This is a genomic window from Xanthomonas albilineans (genome assembly GCF_009931595.1).
GTDB classification, from domain to species: Bacteria; Pseudomonadota; Gammaproteobacteria; order Xanthomonadales; family Xanthomonadaceae; genus Xanthomonas_A; species Xanthomonas_A albilineans.
The window spans coordinates 1,767,187-1,791,362 of record NZ_CP046570.1 but is presented as its reverse complement, the minus strand read 5'-3'; the positions used below and the strand labels follow the sequence as shown (position 1 = coordinate 1,791,362).

1 pseudogene is annotated in these 24,176 nt (G+C 61.1%); it reads left to right on the top strand.

Features of this window, described 5'->3' with window-relative positions:
* Positions 1 to 188 precede the first annotated feature (188 nt).
* Positions 189 to 24,176: pseudogene (locus tag XaFJ1_RS07395) on the top strand (non-ribosomal peptide synthase/polyketide synthase); the annotation flags it as partial.

Here is a 24,176-nt window from a genome sequence, read left to right as displayed (position 1 = left end):
TTTGCTTCGATAAATCGCTTGATTGCTTATTTGGACACCGAGTGATTTGTGATGAATATTTCATATTGTGGAATTGAATTTATTTTTATTCTTTTAGTTCTTAAATTAATAACATTTGGAGAGATCTTTTGTTTCCTGATATCGAATTTCGCAAATCTGAAGTCGGTGGAATCCAAGAGGTGGTTGCGATGAATGAAGGTTGCGATATTTGCAAGTACGCGAATTGTGAAACTTGGTTTTCATTATCCAAAAATCAGCGTGCATTGTGGTTTTTATACAAGCTTCAGCCAGATTTGCAGGGAACTTACAATGTTAACTTCTTTGCACGTCTTCTTGGTGAGGTTGATCTTCATCAATTAGAAAAGGCGATTGCAGTGCTGGCAAGTCGTCATGCGGCGCTGCGTACTCGTTTCCGTGAGTTCAACTCAGAGCCTCAGCAAAGAATCGAGCGCTTTGTAAAGACGCAACTTCGAGTAGTTGATGTATCTGGATTCGAACCCTCATTTCTTGAGGCGCTAATCAAGAATGATAGTAAAAGGGCTTTCGATGTTACGGTGGCCTCGTTATTTAGGGTCGATCTTTATAAAATTAGTGCGCAAGAGAGTGTTATTTTGGTGACATTCGATCATCTTGTGGTGGATGGTTGGTCATTTTGGCGTTTGATCGAGGAGCTGGGAAAAATTTTGGATGTAAATGGCGATATTACGCCATCGAAACCATGTGTTTCCTGCGGCGGCGAACTGAAGCCGACTTATTCATGTTATGTAAATTGGCAGCGTGAATGGCTCAATGATAGCGGGGGTATCAAGCAATTTTCATATTGGCAGAAGATGCTTGCCGATCAGTGTCCATCCTTGGATTTGCCGGTGCTTGCACCGTCTGCTGTGTTGCCCGCCAAGTGCCGAGATTTTATCTCCTTCAATCTTGATGCAGAGTTGTCCATGAGATTGAGCGGGCTGGCAGTTCGCAGTCATGTATCGCTTTATGTGGTTCTTCTAACTGCTTATTTTATTCTTCTTCGTCGGCTTACTGGGCAAGATGCTTTTCATGTTGGCTCTCCGATGCCAGCCAGGAAGGGGCGAAAATGGTCTGAAGTTACCGGAAATTTCTTTAATCAGGTCGTCTTACGCGCTGATTTTTATCCTGACCTTACCGTCGGGGAATTGCTGGGCATCGTGCGTAATCGTGTCAGGCGAGCAATGGAGAACCAAGATTTTCCATTTTCCGAGCTTGTGGCTAGACTCAATCCTCCTCGCGAGAAAAGTCGTTCGCCATTTTTTCAAACAATGTTTGTGTTTCAGGATGCGCGCGGCTCTTCTGATGCGCTGAATATTCTGGTGGATGATGACGATCTTGCACCTGTATCTTGGGGTGGTTTGCATCTTGCTCATTTCTGTCGTCCTCCGATTGCTGGTGCGGCAGCGCTTGATCTTGTCATGGAAACGGTTAAATGCGAAAATAAGATAGTTTTTGCTTTGGATTTTGATTCTTCGCTTTTCGAGCGTTCGACCATGGAGCGATGGATGGGGCATTGGCGTCGTCTGTTGGCGACGATGGTGGCCGAGGGTGCCGAAGATATGGCGGTGGATCGTCTGCCGTTGCTGGACGAGGCCGAGCGGCATCAGGTGTTGATGGAGTGGAATGCAACGGCGGCGGATTATCCGCGCGATGCCTGTGTGCACGAGTTGTTCGAGGCGCAGGTGGTACGTGATCCATCGGCCATCGCGGTGGTGCAGGGTGAGGTGTCGCTGACGTATGCCGAGTTGAATGCGCGAGCCAATCGGTTGGCACATTACCTGCGCGGATTGGGTGTGCGCCCGGATGATCGCGTGGCGATCTGTGTGCAGCGTAGTGTGGAGATGGTGGTGGCGGTGCTGGCGGTGCTCAAGGCCGGTGGTGCGTATGTGCCGCTGGATCCTGCCTATCCGCCGGAGCGGCTGGCCTATATGCAATCCGATTGCGGCGCGGTGGCGGTGCTGACGGGTGCCGCCAGTCGTCGCCTGGTCGAATGCAGTGCCACTGCGGCGGTGATCGTCGATCTGCAAGCCGACAGTGAACATTGGACGCATCTGCCAGACAGTAATCTCGACCGCCACGCCAATGGCCTGACCGCACGCCATTTGGCGTATGTGATCTACACCTCCGGATCAACCGGTGCGCCCAAGGGCGTCATGATCGAACACAGGAATCTGTGCAACTACGCGTTGGATGCGGTGACGTTGTTTGGAGTGAAGAACTCCGATTTCGTCTTGCAACAGAATTCGATGAGTTTCGATCTTTCGGTGGAAGAAATCTTTCCTGCCTTGCTCGGTGGCGCTGCACTTGTTCTCGCACCAACGATATTCGGTGCTGTCGATGAGGCGTCTGGAAATATATCGTCGCACCCACGGGTGACGGTCGTGCATTTGACGATGGCGCATTGGCATAGCCTTGTCGGTGCATGGAAGCAATCGCCGGAACTGGCGCGTGCGCAACTGCAAGGCGTGCGACTTCTCAATGTGACAGGGGATGCCATATCTCCGCAGAAGCTAAGGGAGTGGTATGCGCTACGGCCTCACGGCATCGAGGTTGTCAATACTTATGGTCCGACAGAGACCACCGTTTCCTGTACTGCAGAACATCTGACGGAAGATACCGAATACGATTCGGTTGTCACCATCGGCAAGCCCCTGGCCAATACGCGCATCTACATCCTTGATACACACGGTGCGCCGGTGCCGATCGGGGTGGTGGGCGAGTTGTATATCGCTGGTGACGGTGTGGGACGTGGGTATTTGAACCGCGACGATTTGACTGCCGAGCGTTTCCTCATCGATCCATTCAGCGCCGATCCAACGGCGCGGATGTACCGCACTGGCGATCTGGGACGTTGGCGTGTAGACGGCGTGATCGAGTTTGTCGGACGCAACGATCATCAGGTCAAGATCCGCGGTTTCCGCATCGAGTTGGGCGAGATCGAGGCACGGCTGAGCGCGCATGCGGAGGTGCGCGAGTGTGTGGTGGTGGCGCTGGATGCGGCCGCAGAGAACGATAAACGGCTGGTGGCGTATTGGGTCGGTGCCGAGAGTGTTGATGCTGCAGCATTGCGTCGCTGGCTATCGGCCGTGCTGCCGGACTACATGGTGCCGGCGGCCTATGTGCCGTTGGATCGTCTACCTCTGACCCCGAACGGCAAGCTGGATCGCAAGGCGTTGCCGGCACCGGATGGTGTGGCTTATGCGGCGCATGCGTATGAAGCGCCGCAGGGCAAGATCGAGCAGACCATTGCCACGATCTGGGGCGATCTACTGGGTCTGGAGACAATCGGTCGGCACGATAACTTCTTCGCCCTCGGCGGACATTCGCTGTTGGCGGTGCGGGTCGCTTCGCGCTTGCGTCAGGAGCTCGATGTCGAGATCGGCGTGGCCGAGTTGTTTGCCCATGCCACGCTCCAGCAGCTTGCCGCGTGTGTGATGTCTTCGTCCGGCGCGATCTTGTCGCCGATCATGCCGCTGGAGCCGGATGCGCCGCGGGTGCTGTCCTTCGCGCAGCAACGGCTTTGGTTCCTGTCGCAATTCGAGGGCGTCAGTCAGGCGTATCACATCAGTGGTGGCTTGCGCTTGCGCGGAGCGCTGGAGACACAAGCGCTGCAACGTGCGCTGGATCGCATCGTGGTGCGGCATGCATCGTTGCGCACGACCTTCGCGTTGATCGATGGGCAGGCATTGCAGCAGATTGCCGCCGAAGACAGCGGCTTCCAGTTGATCGTTCACGATCTGCGTGATGTGCCTGAGCGCGAGGCGAAGCTGGAGCAGTTATTGGCCGAGGAGGCACAAGCACCCTTCGCCCTGGAACGCGGTCCGTTGATCCGTGGCGTGCTGGTACAGCTCGCCCAAGACGAATACGTTTTCTTCGTGACCATGCACCACATCGTCTCGGACGGGTGGTCGATGGGGATCTTGATCAACGAGCTGAGCCTGCTGTATCGGGCGTTTGCCCGTGGCGAAGCCGATCCGCTACCGCCGTTGCCGATCCAGTACGCCGATTATGCGAGCTGGCAGCGGCAATGGCTGGCGGGCGAGGTGTTGCAACAACAGGCCGCATACTGGCGCGAGGCACTGTCCGGTGCGCCGGTACTGCTGGAATTGCCGACGGATCGTCCGCGTCCGGCGCGGCAGGACCATGCCGGCGCGATGTTGGAAGTGGTCGTGGAGCCACAGCAGGCGCAGGCGCTGAAGGCACTGAGCCAGCGGCATGGGCTGACGCTGTATATGACGTTACTGGCCAGTTGGGCACTGTTGTTGTCGCGTCTGTCTGGACAGGACGATGTTGTCATTGGTAGCCCGGTGGCCAATCGTGGGAGGTCGGAGACCGAAGGGCTGATCGGGTTCTTTGTGAACACGCTGGCGTTGCGGGTGGAGGTGTCGGGTTCACCGACGCTGGCGCAACTGTTGGCGTCTGTGAAAGAACGTGCGCTGCAAGCGCAGGCACATCAGGACATCCCGTTCGAGCAGGTGGTGGAACTGGTGCAGCCGCCACGCAGTCTGGCGCATGCACCGCTGTTCCAGGTGATGTTCGCGTGGCAGAACACGCCGCAGGGTGAGCTGGATCTTGGCGAACTCGAGGTCAGTGGGCTGGGTGCGACGCAGACGAGCGCGCAGTTCGATCTGTCGCTGTCGTTGGAAGAAAACACGGACGGGATCGTGGGCAGTCTGACCTATGCCACGGCGTTGTTCGAGCATGCGACGCTGGAGCGGTGGATGGGCCATTGGCGGCATCTGTTGGTGGCGATGGTGGCCGAGGGTGCCGAAGATATGGCGGCGGATCGTCTGCCGTTGCTGGACGAGGCCGAGCGCCATCAAGTGTTGACGGAGTGGAATGCGACGGCAGCGGATTATCCGCGCGATGCGTGTGTGCACGAGTTGTTCGAGGCGCAGGTGGTACGTGATCCCTCGGCCATCGCGGTGGTGCAGGGTGAGGTGTCGCTGACGTATGCCGAGTTGAATGCGCGAGCCAATCGGTTGGCACATTACCTGCGCGGATTGGGTGTGCGCCCGGACGATCGCGTGGCGATCTGCGTGCAGCGTAGTGTGGAGATGGTGGTGGCGGTGCTGGCGGTGCTGAAGGCGGGCGGTGCGTATGTGCCGCTGGATCCTGCCTATCCGCCGGAGCGGCTGGCCTATATGCACTCCGATTGCGGCGCGGTGGCGGTGCTGACGGATGCCGCCAGTCGTCGCCTGGTCGAATGCAGTGCCACTGCGGCGGTGATCGTCGATCTGCAAGCCGACAGTGAGCATTGGGCGCATCTGCCAGACAATAATCCCGACCGCCATGCCAATGGCCTGACCGCACGCCATTTGGCGTATGTCATCTACACCTCCGGATCGACCGGTGCGCCCAAGGGAGCGATGAACGAGCATCGCGGCGTCGTCAACCGTCTGGTGTGGATGCAAGATGCCTACATGCTCGATCGAGCTGAGGTTGTTCTGCAAAAAACGCCGATCAGCTTCGATGTCTCGGTCTGGGAGGTGTTCTGGCCGCTGTTGACAGGTGCGCGTGTGCAACTGGCGGAGCCAGAGGGCCATAAGGATCCGGTGTATCTGAAGACGTTGATCCGCGATGCATGTATCACCACGCTGCATTTCGTGCCTTCGATGCTTCGTGCATTGATCGAGCATGGCGCTCATGATCCGTGTCCTGGGATCAAGCGGGTCATTTGTAGCGGCGAGGCCTTATCGCCGGGGCTTGCGGAGCGTGCCCGGGCGATGTTCCCGGCGGCCGAGATTTTCAATCTGTATGGACCGACAGAAGCGGCGGTGGATGTCACGGCTTGGCGCTACTGCGCGGAATGGGAACATGCTGGCAGCCTCCCGATCGGCCACCCGATCGCCAACACGCGCATCTACATCCTTGATACATATGGTGCGCCGGTGCCGATCGGGGTGGTGGGCGAGTTGTATCTCGGTGGTGACGGTGTGGGACGTGGGTATCTGAACCGCGACGATTTGACTGCCGAGCGCTTCCTCACGGATCCGTTCAGCGCCGATCCGACGGCACGGATGTACCGCACTGGCGATCTGGGACGTTGGCGTGTAGACGGCGTGATCGAGTTTGTCGGACGCAACGATCATCAGGTCAAGATCCGCGGTTTCCGCATCGAGTTGGGCGAGATCGAGGCGCGGCTGAGCGCGCATGCGGAGGTGCGCGAGTGCGTGGTGGTGGCCCTGGATGCGGCCGCAGAGAACGATAAACGGCTGGTGGCGTATTGGGTCGGTGCCGAGAGTGTTGATGCTGCAGCATTGCGTCGCTGGCTATCGGCCGTGCTGCCGGACTACATGGTGCCGGCGGCCTATGTGCCGTTGGATCGTCTACCTCTGACCCCGAACGGCAAGCTGGATCGCAAGGCGTTGCCGGCACCGGATGGTGTGGCTTATGCGGCGCATGCGTATGAAGCGCCGCAGGGCAAGATCGAGCAGACCATTGCCACGATCTGGGGCGATCTACTGGGTCTGGAGACAATCGGTCGGCACGATAACTTCTTCGCCCTCGGCGGGCATTCGTTGTTGGCGGTGCGGGTCGCTTCGCGCTTGCGTCAGGAGCTCGATGTCGAGATCGGCGTGGCCGAGTTGTTTGCCCATGCCACGCTCCAGCAGCTTGCCGCGTGTGTGATGTCTTCGTCCGGCGCGATCTTGCCGCCGATCTTGCCGCTGGAGCCGGATGCACCGCGGGTGCTGTCCTTCGCGCAGCAACGGCTTTGGTTCCTGTCGCAATTCGAGGGCGTCAGTCAGGCGTATCACATCAGTGGTGGTTTGCGCTTGCGCGGAGCGCTGGAGACACAAGCGCTGCAACGTGCGCTGGATCGCATCGTGGCCCGACATGCGTCGCTGCGCACGACCTTCGCGTTGATCGATGGGCAGGCATTGCAGCAGATTGCCGCCGAAGACAGCGGCTTCCAGTTGATCGCCCATGATCTGCGCGATATGCCCGAGCGCGAGGCGAAGCTGGAGCAGTTATTGGCCGAGGAGGCGCAAGCGCCCTTCGCGCTGGAACGCGGTCAGCTGATCCGTGGCGTGCTGGTACAGCTCGCCCACGACGAATACGTTTTCTTCGTGACCATGCACCACATCGTCTCGGATGGGTGGTCGATGGGGATCTTGATCAACGAGCTGAGCGTGCTGTATCGGGCGTTTGCCCGTGGCGAAGCCGATCCGCTGGCACCGTTGCCGATCCAGTACGCCGATTATGCGAGCTGGCAGCGGCAATGGCTGGCGGGCGAGGTGTTGCAACAACAGGCCGCATACTGGCGCGAGGCGCTGTCTGGTGCGCCGGTGCTGTTGGAACTGCCGACGGATCGTCCGCGTCCGGCGCGGCAGGACCATGCCGGCGCGATGTTGGAAGTGGTCGTGGAGCCACAGCAGGCGCAGGCGCTGAAGGCACTGAGCCAGCGGCATGGGCTGACGCTGTATATGACGTTACTGGCCAGTTGGGCACTGTTGTTGTCGCGTCTGTCTGGACAGGACGATGTTGTCATTGGCAGCCCGGTGGCCAATCGTGGGAGGTCGGAGACCGAAGGGCTGATCGGGTTCTTCGTGAACACGCTGGCGTTGCGGGTGGAGGTGTCGGGTTCACCGACGCTGGCGCAACTGTTGGCGTCTGTGAAAGAACGTGCGCTGCAAGCGCAGGCACATCAGGACATCCCGTTCGAGCAGGTGGTGGAACTGGTGCAGCCGCCACGCAGTCTGGCGCATGCACCGCTGTTCCAGGTGATGTTCGCGTGGCAGAACACGCCGCAGGGTGAGCTGGATCTTGGCGAACTCGAGGTCAGTGGGCTGGGTGCGATGCAGACGAGCGCGCAGTTCGACCTGTCATTGTCCTTGGAAGAGAGTGAGGACGGGATCGTGGGCAGTCTGACCTATGCCACGGCGTTGTTCGAGCATGCGACGCTGGAGCGGTGGATGGGCCATTGGCGGCATCTGTTGGCGGCGATGGTGGCTGAGGGTGCCGAAGATATGGCGGTGGATCGTCTGCCGTTGCTGGGCGAGGCAGAGCGGTATCAGGTATTGATGGAGTGGAATGCGACGGCAGCGGATTATCCGCGCGATGCGTGTGTGCACGAGTTGTTCGAGGCGCAGGTCGCGCGTGATCCCTCGGCCATTGCGGTGGTGCAGGGTGAGGTGTCGCTGACGTATGCCGAGTTGAATGCGCGAGCCAATCGGTTGGCACATTACCTGCGCGGATTGGGTGTGCGCCCGGATGATCGCGTGGCGATCTGCGTGCAGCGTAGTGTGGAGATGGTGGTGGCGGTGGTGGCGGTGCTGAAGGCGGGCGGTGCGTATGTGCCGCTGGACCCGACTTATCCTGTGGAACGTCTTGCCTACATGCTGGAGGACAGCGCTCCTGTGGCTGTTCTGGCGCAGACATCGACCTTGAACCTGCTGTCGGCCGGATCAGCGCCGATCGTCAATCTGGATGAGTCGTACTGGCATGCCCAGTCGGTGGCGAATCTGTCGATCGACGGCCTGACCTCGGCCCATCTGGCCTACTTGATCTACACCTCCGGCTCCACTGGCCGGCCTAAGGGGGTGATGGTCGAGCACCGCAATACGGTGAACCTGTTGACCTGGGCTCAGCGCTCTTTCGAAGCATCAGTCCTGGCCAAAACCCTATTCTCCACGTCGTTGAACTTCGACCTGTCGGTCTATGAATGCTTTGCGCCGCTGATGTGTGGTGGTGCGATCGAGGTGGTCGATAATCTGCTGGCGCTGCAAACAGATCAGCATGATGTCACGTTGATCAACACCACTCCTTCAGCACTGAAGGGATGGCTGGAATCGGGTGGGCAAGGCGAGGGGGTACATACGGTCAACGTATGCGGTGAAGTGTTGAAGCGTCAGGTTGTCGAGGATCTTTTTGCCAAGACGCAAGTCGAACGCCTATGCAATCTGTACGGGCCATCGGAAACCACGACGTATTCGAGTTGGGTGTCGATGGCGCGTCAGGATGGTTTTGTGGAGCATATCGGCAAGCCTTTGGCAAATACGCAGTTTTATTTGCTGGACAAGTATCGACAGCCTGTGCCGGTGGGCGTCATGGGGGAAATCTATATTGGCGGTGCAGGTGTCACGCGTGGATATCTGAACCGCGACGACTTGACAGCAGAACGCTTCCTTACAGATCCGTTCAGTACTGATCCGACGGCACGGATGTACCGCACTGGCGATCTGGGGCGCTGGCGTGCCGACGGCACAATCGAGTTTTTGGGACGCAACGATCATCAGGTCAAGATCCGCGGTTTCCGCATCGAGTTGGGCGAGATCGAAGCGCGGCTGAGCGCGCATGCGGATGTGCGCGAGTGCGTGGTGGTGGCGCTGGAGGATGTGGCAGGGACGGACAAACGACTGGTGGCGTATTGGGTCAGCGCAGATGGCGTAACGTCCGAGCATCTGGGCGCGGAGGTTTTGCGCAATTGGCTATCGGATGTACTGCCGGATTACATGGTGCCGGCGGCCTATGTGCAGTTGGATCGCCTGCCCCTGACCCCGAACGGCAAGCTGGATCGCAAGGCATTGCCGGCACCGGATGGGTCTGCCTATGCCGCGCATGCATATGAAGCACCGCAGGATGAAATCGAACAGGCCATTGCCGCGATCTGGTCGGAACTGCTGGGTCTGGACACGATCGGTCGGCACGACAACTTCTTCGCTCTCGGCGGACATTCGTTGCTGGCGGTGACGCTGACCGAGCGCATGCGTAAGCAGGGTTTGCAGACCGACTTGCGCACCTTGTTCGCCACGCCGACGCTTGCGGCACTGGCCGCGGCGAGCGACACCGTGTCGGTCAGCGTGCCGCCCAATGGCATTGGCCCCAACAGCGCGGTGATCACCCCGGAGATGCTGCCGCTGGTGGCACTCAGGCAGGAGCAGATCGACGCCATCGTTGCGATGACACCGGGTGGCTGTGCCAATCTCCAGGACATCTATCCGCTGGCCCCGTTGCAGGAAGGCATTTTCTTCCATCACCTGCTGCAGCAAGAAGGCGATGCCTATCTGCAACCGAACCTGATCGCGTTCGACAGCCGTTCGCGTCTGGACGGGTTCATCGAAGCCTTGCAACGTGTGATCGATCGTCACGATATCCTGCGCACGGCGGTGGCCTGGGAAGGGTTGGCCGCCCCGGTGCAGGTCGTATGGCGTCGTGCGCCGCTGCTGATCGAGGAGGTTTGCGTGGAGCACGGCACCGACGATGCCGCGGCACTGCTGCAATCGCGTTTCGATCCGCGGCATTGGCGCCTGGATGTGCGTCAGGCGCCGCTGATGCGTGGTTTTGTTGCATACGATCCGGCCAGTGGACGCTGGTTGTTGCAATTGCTCAGTCACCACCTGGCGCTGGATCACACCACGCTGGAGATTGTGCTGGAAGAAGTCCTGTGCCACTTGTGCGGTGACGCCGGCAGTTTGCCGCCGCCACTGCCGTTCCGTAATTTCGTGGCACAAGCACTGCTGGGCGTGAGCCGAGAGGAGCACGAAGCCTATTTCCGCACACTGCTGGGTGATGTGGATGAGCCCTGTGCGCCGTTCGGTCTGGTCGATGTGCAGGGCGATGGATCGGATGTGCAGGAAGTGCGTCTCGAGTTGCCGGATCGGTTGTCGGTGTTGCTGCGCAGCCAGGCACGCGAACTCGGCGTGAGTGCGGCCAGCCTGTTCCATCTGGCCTGGGCGCAGGTGGTGGCGCGTGCCACGGGGCATGCGCGCGTCGTGTTCGGGACGGTGCTGTTTGGTCGCATGCAAGGTGGAGCGGGCGCCGACCGTGCGCTGGGCATGTTCATCAATACCTTGCCGCTGCGGATCGAGATTGACCGGTCCAGTGTGGTGGAGAGTGTGCGTGTGGTGCAGCAACGGCTTGCCGGGCTGTTGCGGCACGAGCATGCGCCGCTGTCGCTGGCGCAGCGTTGCAGCAGTGTTCCGGCACCGGCGCCGTTGTTTACCTCCTTGCTCAACTACCGGCATAGCGCCCAGGCAGAAAGCGCTGCCGAGGTAATGACCTGGGAGGGGCTCGAGATGCTGTCGAGTCACGAGCGGACGAATTATCCGCTTGTCGTTTCTGTGGACGATATGGGGTCTGTTTTTGCGGTGACGGTGCAGTCGCAGCGGCCACTGGCTCCGGAGCGGATATGCGCATTCCTGGTGAAGGCGTTGGAAGGGCTGGCCGATGCACTTGCCGATGTGCCGGAGACGGCGGTACACGCGCTCGACGTTTTGCCTGATGCCGAGCGGCATCAGGTGTTGACGGAGTGGAATGCGACGGCAGCGGATTATCCGCGCGATGCGTGTGTGCACGAGTTGTTCGAGGCGCAGGTGGTACGTGATCCCTCGGCCATCGCGGTGGTGCAGGGTGAGGTGTCGCTGACGTATGCCGAGTTGAATGCGCGAGCCAATCGGTTGGCACATTACCTGCGCGGATTGGGTGTGCGCCCGGACGATCGCGTGGCGATCTGCGTGCAGCGTAGTGTGGAGATGGTGGTGGCGGTGCTGGCGGTGCTGAAGGCGGGCGGTGCGTATGTGCCGCTGGATCCTGCCTATCCGCCGGAGCGGCTGGCCTATATGCACTCCGATTGCGGCGCGGTGGCGGTGCTGACGGATGCCGCCAGTCGTCGCCTGGTCGAATGCAGTGCCACTGCGGCGGTGATCGTCGATCTGCAAGCCGACAGTGAGCATTGGGCGCATCTGCCAGACAATAATCCCGACCGCCATGCCAATGGCCTGACCGCACGCCATTTGGCGTATGTCATCTACACCTCCGGATCGACCGGTGCGCCCAAGGGAGCGATGAACGAGCATCGCGGCGTCGTCAACCGTCTGGTGTGGATGCAAGATGCCTACATGCTCGATCGAGCTGAGGTTGTTCTGCAAAAAACGCCGATCAGCTTCGATGTCTCGGTCTGGGAGGTGTTCTGGCCGCTGTTGACAGGTGCGCGTGTGCAACTGGCGGAGCCAGAGGGCCATAAGGATCCGGTGTATCTGAAGACGTTGATCCGCGATGCATGTATCACCACGCTGCATTTCGTGCCTTCGATGCTTCGTGCATTGATCGAGCATGGCGCTCATGATCCGTGTCCTGGGATCAAGCGGGTCATTTGTAGCGGCGAGGCCTTATCGCCGGGGCTTGCGGAGCGTGCCCGGGCGATGTTCCCGGCGGCCGAGATTTTCAATCTGTATGGACCGACAGAAGCGGCGGTGGATGTCACGGCTTGGCGCTACTGCGCGGAATGGGAACATGCTGGCAGCCTCCCGATCGGCCACCCGATCGCCAACACGCGCATCTACATCCTTGATACATATGGTGCGCCGGTGCCGATCGGGGTGGTGGGCGAGTTGTATCTCGGTGGTGACGGTGTGGGACGTGGGTATCTGAACCGCGACGATTTGACTGCCGAGCGCTTCCTCACGGATCCGTTCAGCGCCGATCCGACGGCACGGATGTACCGCACTGGCGATCTGGGACGTTGGCGTGTAGACGGCGTGATCGAGTTTGTCGGACGCAACGATCATCAGGTCAAGATCCGCGGTTTCCGCATCGAGTTGGGCGAGATCGAGGCGCGGCTGAGCGCGCATGCGGAGGTGCGCGAGTGCGTGGTGGTGGCCCTGGATGCGGCCGCAGAGAACGATAAACGGCTGGTGGCGTATTGGGTCGGTGCCGAGAGTGTTGATGCTGCAGCATTGCGTCGCTGGCTATCGGCCGTGCTGCCGGACTACATGGTGCCGGCGGCCTATGTGCCGTTGGATCGTCTACCTCTGACCCCGAACGGCAAGCTGGATCGCAAGGCGTTGCCGGCACCGGATGGTGTGGCTTATGCGGCGCATGCGTATGAAGCGCCGCAGGGCAAGATCGAGCAGACCATTGCCACGATCTGGGGCGATCTACTGGGTCTGGAGACAATCGGTCGGCACGATAACTTCTTCGCCCTCGGCGGGCATTCGTTGTTGGCGGTGCGGGTCGCTTCGCGCTTGCGTCAGGAGCTCGATGTCGAGATCGGCGTGGCCGAGTTGTTTGCCCATGCCACGCTCCAGCAGCTTGCCGCGTGTGTGATGTCTTCGTCCGGCGCGATCTTGCCGCCGATCTTGCCGCTGGAGCCGGATGCGCCGCGGGTGCTGTCCTTCGCGCAGCAACGGCTTTGGTTCCTGTCGCAATTCGAGGGCGTCAGTCAGGCGTATCACATCAGTGGTGGTTTGCGCTTGCGCGGAGCGCTGGAGACACAAGCGCTGCAACGTGCGCTGGATCGCATCGTGGCCCGACATGCGTCGCTGCGCACGACCTTCGCGTTGATCGATGGACAGGCATTGCAGCAGATTGCCGCCGAAGACAGCGGCTTCCAGTTGATCGCCCATGATCTGCGCGATATGCCCGAGCGCGAGGCGAAGCTGGAGCAGTTATTGGCCGAGGAGGCACAAGCACCCTTCGCCCTGGAACGCGGTCCGTTGATCCGTGGCGTGCTGGTACAGCTCGCCCACGACGAATACGTTTTCTTCGTGACCATGCACCACATCGTCTCGGACGGGTGGTCGATGGGGATCTTGATCAACGAGCTGAGTGTGTTGTACCGGGCGTTTGCACGTGGCGAAGCCGATCCACTGGCACCGTTGCCGATCCAGTACGCTGATTATGCGAGCTGGCAGCGGCGATGGCTGGAAGGCGAGGTGTTGCAGCAACAGGCCGCTTACTGGCGCGAGGCGCTGTCTGGTGCGCCGGTGCTGTTGGAACTGCCGACGGATCGTCCGCGTCCGGCGCGGCAGGACCATGCCGGCGCGATGTTGGAAGTGGTCGTGGAGCCACAGCAGGCGCAGGCGCTGAAGGCACTGAGCCAGCGGCATGGGCTGACGCTGTATATGACGTTACTGGCCAGTTGGGCACTGTTGTTGTCGCGTCTGTCTGGACAGGACGATGTTGTCATTGGTAGCCCGGTCGCCAATCGTGGGAGGTCGGAGACCGAAGGGCTGATCGGGTTCTTTGTGAACACGCTGGCGTTGCGGGTGGAGGTGTCGGGTTCACCGACGCTGGCGCAACTGTTGGCGTCTGTGAAAGAACGTGCGCTGCAAGCGCAGGCACATCAGGACATCCCGTTCGAGCAGGTGGTGGAACTGGTGCAGCCGCCGCGCAGTCTGGCGCATGCGCCGCTGTTCCAGGTGATGTTCGCGTGGCAGAACACGCCGCAGGGTGAGCTGGATCTTGGCGAACTCGAGATCAGTGGGCTGGGTGCGACGCAGACGAGCGCGCAGTTCGACCTGTCGCTGTCGTTGGAAGAAAACACGGACGGGATCGTGGGCAGTCTGACCTATGCCACGGCGTTGTTCGAGCATGCGACGCTGGAGCGGTGGATGGGCCATTGGCGGCATCTGTTGGCGGCGATGGTGGCCGAAGGTGCCGAAGATATGGCGGTGGATCGTCTGCCGTTGCTGGACGAGGCCGAGCGGCATCAGGTGTTGACGGAGTGGAATGCGACGGCAGCGGATTATCCGCGCGATGCGTGTGTGCACGAGTTGTTCGAGGCGCAGGTCGCGCGTGATCCCTCGGCCATCGCGGTGGTGCAGGGTGAGGTGTCGCTGACGTATGGCGAGTTGAATGCGCGAGCCAATCGGTTGGCACATTACCTGCGCGGATTGGGTGTGCGCCCGGATGATCGCGTGGCGATCTGTGTGCAGCGCAGTGTCGAGATGGTGGTGGCGCTGCTGGCGGTGCTGAAGGCGGGCGGTGCGTATGTGCCACTGGACCCGGCCTATCCGCCGGAGCGGCTGGCCTATATGCAATCCGATTGCAGCGCGGTGGCGGTGCTGACGGATGCCGCCAGTCGTCGCCTGGTCGAATGCAGTGCCACTGCGGCGGTGATCGTCGATCTGCAAGCCGACAGTGAGCATTGGGCGCATCTGCCAGACAATAATCCCGACCGCCACGCCAATGGCCTGACCGCACGCCATTTGGCGTATGTCATCTACACCTCCGGATCGACCGGTGCACCCAAGGGAGCGATGAACGAGCATCGCGGCGTCGTCAACCGTCTGGTGTGGATGCAAGATGCCTACATGCTCGATCGAGCTGAGGTTGTTCTGCAAAAAACGCCGATCAGCTTCGATGTCTCGGTCTGGGAGGTGTTCTGGCCGCTGTTGACAGGTGCGCGTGTGCAACTAGCGGAGCCAGAGGGCCATAAGGATCCGGTGTATCTGAAGACGTTGATCCGCGATGCATGTATCACCACGCTGCATTTCGTGCCTTCGATGCTTCGTGCATTGATCGAGCATGGCGCTCATGATCCGTGTCCTGGGATCAAGCGGGTCATTTGTAGCGGCGAGGCCTTATCGCCTGGGCTTGCGGAGCGTGCCCGGGCGATGTTCCCGGCGGCCGAGATTTTCAATCTGTATGGACCGACAGAAGCGGCGGTGGATGTCACGGCTTGGCGCTACTGCGCGGGATGGGAACATGCTGGCAGCCTCCCGATCGGCCACCCGATCGCCAATACGCGCATCTACATCCTTGATACACACGGTGCGCTGGTGCCGATCGGGGTGGTGGGCGAGTTGTATCTCGGTGGTGACGGTGTGGGACGTGGGTATCTGAACCGCGACGATTTGACTGCCGAGCGTTTCCTCATCGATCCATTCAGCGCCGATCCAACGGCGCGGATGTACCGCACTGGCGATCTGGGGCGTTGGCGTGCCGACGGGACGATCGAGTTTGTCGGACGTAACGATCATCAGGTCAAGATCCGTGGCTTCCGCATCGAGTTGGGCGAGATCGAGGCACGGCTGAGCGCGCATGCGGAGGTGCGCGAGTGTGTGGTGGTGGCGCTGGATGCGGCCGCAGAGAACGATAAACGGCTGGTGGCGTATTGGGTCGGTGCCGAGAGTGTTGATGCTGCAGCATTGCGTCGCTGGCTATCGGCCGTGCTGCCGGACTACATGGTGCCGGCGGCCTATGTGCCGTTGGATCGTCTACCTCTGACCCCGAACGGCAAGCTGGATCGCAAGGCGTTGCCGGCACCGGATGGTGTGGCTTATGCGGCGCATGCGTATGAAGCGCCGCAGGGCAAGATCGAGCAGACCATTGCCACGATCTGGGGCGATCTACTGGGTCTGGAGACAATCGGTCGGCACGATAACTTCTTCGCCCTCGGCGGACATTCGCTGTTGGCGGTGCGGGTCGCTTCGCGCTTGCGTCAGGAGCTCGATGTCGAGATCGGCGTGGCCGAGTTGTTTGCCCATGCCACGCTCCAGCAGCTTGCCGCGTGTGTGATGTCTTCGTCCGGCGCGATCTTGTCGCCGATCATGCCGCTGGAGCCGGATGCGCCGCGGGTGCTGTCCTTCGCGCAGCAACGGCTTTGGTTCCTGTCGCAATTCGAGGGCGTCAGTCAGGCGTATCACATCAGTGGTGGCTTGCGCTTGCGCGGAGCGCTGGAGACACAAGCGCTGCAACGTGCGCTGGATCGCATCGTGGTGCGGCATGCATCGTTGCGCACGACCTTCGCGTTGATCGATGGGCAGGCATTGCAGCAGATTGCCGCCGAAGACAGCGGCTTCCAGTTGATCGTTCACGATCTGCGTGATGTGCCTGAGCGCGAGGCGAAGCTGGAGCAGTTATTGGCCGAGGAGGCACAAGCACCCTTCGCCCTGGAACGCGGTCCGTTGATCCGTGGCGTGCTGGTACAGCTCGCCCAAGACGAATACGTTTTCTTCGTGACCATGCACCACATCGTCTCGGACGGGTGGTCGATGGGGATCTTGATCAACGAGCTGAGCCTGCTGTATCGGGCGTTTGCCCGTGGCGAAGCCGATCCGCTACCGCCGTTGCCGATCCAGTACGCCGATTATGCGAGCTGGCAGCGGCAATGGCTGGCGGGCGAGGTGTTGCAACAACAGGCCGCATACTGGCGCGAGGCACTGTCCGGTGCGCCGGTACTGCTGGAATTGCCGACGGATCGTCCGCGTCCGGCGCGGCAGGACCATGCCGGCGCGATGTTGGAAGTGGTCGTGGAGCCACAGCAGGCGCAGGCGCTGAAGGCACTGAGCCAGCGGCATGGGCTGACGCTGTATATGACGTTACTGGCCAGTTGGGCACTGTTGTTGTCGCGTCTGTCTGGACAGGACGATGTTGTCATTGGTAGCCCGGTGGCCAATCGTGGGAGGTCGGAGACCGAAGGGCTGATCGGGTTCTTCGTGAACACGCTGGCGTTGCGGGTGGAGGTGTCGGGTTCACCGACGCTGGCGCAACTGTTGGCGTCTGTGAAAGAACGTGCGCTGCAAGCGCAGGCACATCAGGACATCCCGTTCGAGCAGGTGGTGGAACTGGTGCAGCCGCCACGCAGTCTGGCGCATGCACCGCTGTTCCAGGTGATGTTCGCGTGGCAGAACACGCCGCAGGGTGAGCTGGATCTTGGCGAACTCGAGGTCAGTGGGCTGGGTGCGACGCAGACGAGCGCGCAGTTCGATCTGTCGCTGTCGTTGGAAGAAAACACGGACGGGATCGTGGGCAGTCTGACCTATGCCACGGCGTTGTTCGAGCATGCGACGCTGGAGCGGTGGATGGGCCATTGGCGGCATCTGTTGGTGGCGATGGTGGCCGAGGGTGCCGAAGATATGGCGGCGGATCGTCTGCCGTTGCTGGACGAGGCCGAGCGCCATCAAGTGTTGACGGAGTGGAATGCGACGGCAGCGGATTATCCGCGCGATGCGTGTGTGCACGAGTTGTTCGAGGCGCAGGTCGCGCGTGATCCCTCGGCCATCGCGGTGGTGCAGGGTGAGGTGTCGCTGACGTATGCGGAGTTGAATGCGCGAGCCAATCGGTTGGCACATTACCTGCGCGGATTGGGTGTGCGCCCGGACGATCGCGTGGCGATCTGTGTGCAGCGTAGTGTCGAGATGGTGGTGGCGGTGCTGGCGGTGCTGAAGGCGGGCGGTGCGTATGTGCCGCTGGATCCTGCCTATCCGCCGGAGCGGCTGGCCTATATGCAATCCGATTGCGGCGCGGTGGCGGTGCTGACGGATGCCGCCAGTCGTCGCCTGGTCGAATGCAGTGCCACTGCGGCGGTGATCGTCGATCTGCAAGCCGACAGTGAGCATTGGGCGCATCTGCCAGACAATAATCCCGACCGCCACGCCAATGGCCTGACCGCACGCCATTTGGCGTATGTCATCTACACCTCCGGATCGACCGGTGCACCAAAGGGAGTCATGACCGAACATCGGAATGTCACGGGTCTCTTTGGGGCCACAGAGCAGTGCTTCAAATTTTCTTCGGATGACGTTTGGACGCTCTTTCATTCATACGCCTTCGATTTTTCGGTTTGGGAAATATTCGGCGCATTGCTTTATGGAGGACGTCTTGTCGTCGTGCCATTGGAGACCGCGCGTTCGCCAGATGCGTTCCATGAGCTTGTCTGTCGCGAATCCGTGACGGTTTTAAACCAGACGCCGAGTGCTTTTAAGTCGTTGATTGCGGCGCAGTGTTACAGCAGTTTGGAACATTGTCTGCGGTTGGTCATCTTCGGTGGCGAGGCATTGGATGTACGGGCGTTGAAGCCTTGGTTCGAGCATGAGCGCAACCTTGCGACGCATTTGGTCAATATGTACGGGATCACAGAAACCACCGTGCATGTAACGTGGCGGTCTCTCGGGGTAACGGATGTGGACTGGCGTGGCGGTAGTCCGATTGGTGGTCCGATCGCCAACACGCGCACCTACATCCTCGATGGACATGGTGCGCCGGTGCCGATCGGGGTGGTGGGCGAGTTGTATATCGGCGGCGACGGTGTGTCGCGTGGATATCTGAACCGTGACGACTTGACCGCCGAACGCTTCCTCACCGATCCATTTAGCGCCGATCCGACGGCACGGATGTACCGCACTGGTGATCTGGGGCGCTGGCGTGCCGACGGCAACATCGAATTTTTCGGACGCAACGATCACCAGGTCAAGATCCGTGGTTTCCGCATCGAGTTGGGCGAGATCGAAGCGCGTCTGAGCGCGCATGCGGAGGTGCGCGAGTGCGTGGTGGTGGCGCTGGAGATGGATGCAGGCAACGACAAGCGACTGGTCGCGTATTGGGTCGGTGCCGAGAGCCTGACCTACGAGCATCTGGGCGCTGAAACTTTGCGCAACTGGCTAACGGATTTACTGCCGGATTACATGGTTCCAGCCGCCTATGTGCAATTGGATCGCCTGCCGCTGACCGCCAATGGCAAGCTGGATCGCAAGGCCTTGCCTGCACCGGATGATGCGGCCTATGCGGCGCATGCGTATGAAGCACCGCAGGGGGAAATCGAACAATTTATTGCCGCGATCTGGAGTGACCTGCTGGGGCTGGAGACGATTGGTCGTCACGACAATTTCTTTGCGCTTGGCGGACACTCGTTGCTGGCGGTACGTGTTGCCTCGCGCTTGCGTCAAGAGCTGGGTGCCGAAATTGGCGTAGCCGAGCTGTTCGCACATGCGACGCTTCAACAACTTGCCGTGTGTGTGGCATCTTCGTCCGCCGCAGTTTTGCCGCCGATCATGCCGCTGGAGCCGGATGCGCCGCGCGTGTTGTCGTTTGCGCAGCAGCGGCTCTGGTTCCTATCGCAGTTCGAAGGCGTCAGTCAGGCGTATCACATCAGCGGTGGTCTGCGGTTGCGTGGGGCGCTGGAAACGCATGCGCTGCAACGCGCCCTGGATCGTATCGTGGCTCGTCATGCGTCGCTGCGCACGACCTTTGTGCTGGTCGACGGGCAGGCATTGCAGCAGATCGCGGCCGAGGACAGCGGCTTCCGGTTGATCGCTCACGATCTGCGCGATGTGCCTGAGCACGAGGCAACGCTGGAGCGCCTGTTGGCCGAGGAAGCGCAGGCACCATTTGCGCTGGAACGTGGCCCACTGATCCGTGGCGTGCTGGTACAACTCGCCCAAGACGAATCCGTCCTGTTCGTGACCATGCACCACATCGTCTCGGACGGGTGGTCGATGGGGATTTTGATCAACGAGCTGAGCGTGCTGTATCGGGCGTTTGCCCGTGGCAAAGCCGATCCGCTACTGCCGTTGTCGATCCAATACGCCGATTATGCGAGCTGGCAGCGGCAATGGCTGGCGGGCGAGGTGTTGCAGCAACAGGCCGCATACTGGCGCGAGGCGCTGTCTGGTGCGCCGGTGCTGTTGGAACTGCCGACGGATCGTCCGCGTCCGGCGCGGCAGGACCATGCCGGCGCGATGTTGGAAGTGGTCGTGGAGCCACAGCAGGCGCAGGCGCTGAAGGCACTGAGCCAGCGGCATGGGCTGACGCTGTATATGACGTTACTGGCCAGTTGGGCACTGTTGTTGTCGCGTCTGTCTGGACAGGACGATGTTGTCATTGGCAGCCCGGTGGCCAATCGTGGGAGGTCGGAGACCGAAGGGCTGATCGGGTTCTTCGTGAACACGCTGGCGTTGCGGGTGGAGGTGTCGGGTTCACCGACGCTGGCGCAACTGTTGGCGTCTGTGAAAGAACGTGCGCTGCAAGCGCAGGCACATCAGGACATCCCGTTCGAGCAGGTGGTGGAACTGGTGCAGCCGCCACGCAGTCTGGCGCATGCACCGCTGTTCCAGGTGATGTTCGCGTGGCAGAACACGCCACAGGGTGAGCTGGATCTTGGCGAACTCGAGGTCAGTGGGCTGGGTGCGACGCAGACGAGCGCGCAGTTCGACCTGTCGCTGTCGTTGGAAGAAAACACGGACGGGATCGTCGGCAGTCTGACCTATGCCACGGCGTTGTTCGAGCATGCGACGCTGGAGCGGTGGATGGGCCATTGGCGGCATCTATTGGCGTCGATGGTGGCCGAAGGCGCCGAAGATATGGCGGTGGATCGTCTGCCGTTGCTGGACGAGGCCGAGCGCCATCAAGTGTTGACGGAGTGGAATGCAACGGCAGCGGATTATCCGCGCGATGCGTGTGTGCACGAGTTGTTCGAGGCGCAGGTCGCGCGTGATCCCTCGGCCATCGCGGTGGTGCAGGGTGAGGTGTCGCTGACGTATGCGGAGTTGAATGCGCGAGCCAATCGGTTGGCACATTACCTGCGCGGATTAGGTGTGCGCCCGGATGATCGCGTGGCGATCTGTGTGCAGCGCAGTGTCGAGATGGTGGTGGCGCTGCTGGCGGTGCTGAAGGCGGGCGGTGCGTATGTGCCGCTGGATCCGGCCTATCCGCCGGAGCGGCTGGCCTATATGCAATCCGATTGCAGCGCGGTGGCGGTGCTGACGGATGCCGCCAGTCGTAGCCTGATCGAATACGGTGCCACTGCGGCGGTGATCGTCGATCTGCAAGCCGACAGTGAGCATTGGGCGCATCTGCCAGACAGTAATCCCGACCGCCACGCCAATGGCCTGTGCCCGGATAATTTGGCCTACGTCATCTACACGTCCGGTTCCAGCGGACAGCCCAAGGGCACCTTGCTCACCCATGCCGGCGCCGCGCATTACCTGCAATGGGCCGTTGAGACCTATCGCCCAACTCCCAGCGCGGTGGTGTCCTCCGCGCTGTCCTTTGACGCCACCTTGACCAGCCTGCTCGCGCCACTGCTGTGCGGTGCGCAGGTTGAACTGCTGCCCGAACACGACACGCTTGACGCCTTGCGGCAGCGCCTGTGCGATCCGACTCCGCTGGGGTTGGTCAAACTCACCCCGGCGCATTTGGAAGTGTTGGGCCAGCAGTTGGTCGAGCATCAGGCGCCGCTCAGCCCGGCGGTGATGGTGATCGGCGGCGAAGCACTGCCGCCAGCCACGCTGGCCCGTTGGCACGCCATCGCGCCGCACACCCGGCTGATCAACGAATACGGCCCGACCGAGACGGTGGTCGGCTGCGCGGTCCACACGATCACTGCAGAAGATGCGCACGCGCCCAACGGGCGCGTACCGATCGGCCAACCGATTGCGCATCTTCGCCTTTACGTGCTCGATCCACACGGGCAACTGGCGCCGATTGGCGTGGCCGGCGAACTGCATATCGCCGGGCCGCAGCTGGCGCGCGGCTATCTTGGCCGTGCGGATCTGACCGCCGAACGCTTCGTGCCTGATCCGTTTGCCGAGCAACCCGGGACACGGATGTACCGTAGTGGCGATGTCGCCTGCTGGCGCGCGGACGGGACGCTCGAATATCTGGGTCGCGATGACGACCAGATCAAGCTACGTGGATTCCGCATCGAACTGGGCGAGATCGGCGCCGCGCTGCGTGCTTGCGTGGGCGTGCAGGACGCCGCGGTGGTGCTGCGCGAGGACAATCTGGGCGAACCGCGACTGGTCGCCTATCTGGTCGCTGATGTCGACGGCGTCGTGCTCAGCCCCGAGGCCGTGCGTACCCAACTCGGCATGCGTCTGCCCGACTACATGCTGCCAACCGCCTACGTACAACTGGACGCGCTGCCACTGACCCCGAACGGCAAGCTGGATCGCAAGGCATTGCCGGCACCGGACGGTGCGGCTTATGCCGCGCATACGTATGAAGCACCGCAGGGCGCGATCGAACAGGCCATTGCCGTGATCTGGAGTGACCTGCTCGGGCTGGACACGATCGGGCGGCATGACAACTTCTTCGCCCTCGGCGGACATTCGTTGCTGGCGGTGACGCTGACCGAGCACATGCGTAAGCAGGGTTTGCAGGCCGACTTGCGCACCTTGTTCGCCACGCCGACGCTTGCGGCACTGGCCGCGGCGAGCGGCACCGTGTCGGTCAGCGTGCCGCCCAATGGCATTGGCCCCTACAGCGCGGTGATCACCCCGGAGATGCTGCCGCTGGTGGCACTCAGGCAGGAGCAGATCGACGCCATCGTTGCGATGACACCGGGTGGCTGCGCCAATGTCCAGGACATCTATCCGCTGGCCCCGTTGCAGGAAGGCATTTTCTTCCATCACCTGCTGCAGCACGAAGGCGATGCCTATCTACAGCCGAACCTGATCGCGTTCGACAGCCGTTCGCGTCTGGACGGGTTTATCGAAGCCTTGCAACGTGTGATCGATCGTCACGATATCCTGCGCACGGCGGTGGCCTGGGAAGGGTTGGCCGCCCCGGTGCAGGTCGTATGGCGTCGTGCGCCGCTGCTGATCGAGGAGGTTTGCGTGGAGCACGGCACCGACGATGCCGCGGCACTGCTGCAATCGCGTTTCGATCCGCGGCATTGGCGCCTGGATGTGCGTCAGGCGCCGCTGATGCGTGGTTTTGTTGCATACGATCCGGCCAGTGGACGCTGGTTGTTGCAATTGCTCAGTCACCACCTGGCGCTGGATCACACCACGCTGGAGATTGTGCTGGAAGAAGTCCTGTGCCACTTGTGCGGTGACGCCGGCAGTTTGCCGCCGCCACTGCCGTTCCGTAATTTCGTGGCACAAGCACTGCTGGGCGTGAGCCGAGAGGAGCACGAAGCCTATTTCCGCACACTGCTGGGTGATGTGGATGAGCCCTGTGCGCCGTTCGGTCTGGTCGATGTGCAGGGCGATGGATCGGATGTGCAGGAAGTGCGTCTCGAGTTGCCGGATCGGTTGTCGGTGTTGCTGCGCAGCCAGGCACGCGAACTCGGCGTGAGTGCGGCCAGCCTGTTCCATCTGGCCTGGGCGCAGGTGGTGGCGCGTGCCACGGGGCATGCGCGCGTCGTGTTCGGGACGGTGCTGTTTGGTCGCATGCAAGGTGGAGCGGGCGCCGACCGTGCGCTGGGCATGTTCATCAATACCTTGCCGCTGCGGATCGAGATTGACCGGTCCAGTGTGGTGGAGAGTGTGCGTGTGGTGCAGCAACGGCTTGCCGGGCTGTTGCGGCACGAGCATGCGCCGCTGTCGCTGGCGCAGCGTTGCAGCAGTGTTCCGGCACCGGCGCCGTTGTTTACCTCCTTGCTCAACTACCGGCATAGCGCCCAGGCAGAAAGCGCTGCCGAGGTAATGACCTGGGAGGGGCTCGAGATGCTGTCGAGTCACGAGCGGACGAATTATCCGCTTGTCGTTTCTGTGGACGATATGGGGTCTGTTTTTGCGGTGACGGTGCAGTCGCAGCGGCCACTGGCTCCGGAGCGGATATGCGCATTCCTGGTGAAGGCGTTGGAAGGGCTGGCCGATGCACTTGCCGATGTGCCGGAGACGGCGGTACACGCGCTCGACGTTTTGCCTGATGCCGAGCGGCATCAGGTGTTGATGGAGTGGAATGCGACGGCAGCGGATTATCCGCGC